Raw genomic sequence first — 544 nt, 5'->3', positions numbered from 1 at the left:
CATTGTAATATCATTGTTATGTTTATTACGTCCTAAGAATCCTAAAAATACTTATATTGCTGCTCTCATGTATGGAAAAGTAGCATATTTTTTGGGATTTAAGGTTTCTTTGGCTGGAAATGAAAATCTTCCCAAAACAAATGCTATTTTTGTATGTAATCATCAAAGTAACTATGATGTTTTCATTGCTACTAATACAGTAATTGAAAACACCGTTAGTGTTGGAAAGAAAAGTATTTTATATTTTCCATTTTTTGGCTTAATGTATTGGCTGAGCGGTAATATTCTTATTGATAGAAGCGATAAGAACAAAGCGATTAATAGTTTAACTATTGCACAGCGGAACATTAAATCTAAAAATTTATCACTTTGGTTTTTTCCTGAAGGTACACGGAATTATGCAAAACAATTATACCCATTTAAAAGCGGAGCATTTCATCTTGCCTATAATACGGGCGTTCCGATAGTTCCTGTCTGCATAAGCTTATATTATAACAAGTTAAGTCTTAATCGAATTAATAATGGCAAAATTATTATAAAATAT

General features: G+C 29.8%; 1 protein-coding gene. It reads left to right on the top strand.

Annotation, left to right across the window (positions count from 1 at the left end):
- A partial coding sequence (locus FHQ30_RS13150; RefSeq protein ID WP_139625210.1) for a 1-acylglycerol-3-phosphate O-acyltransferase occupies positions 1-544 on the top strand: 544 nt, incomplete at both ends.

The organism is Testudinibacter sp. 'clade 2', assembly GCF_006227735.1.
Lineage (GTDB): Bacteria > Pseudomonadota > Gammaproteobacteria > Enterobacterales > Pasteurellaceae > Chelonobacter.
Note: the sequence above shows the minus strand (reverse complement) of the source record. Positions and strands in the feature narration are given on the sequence as shown.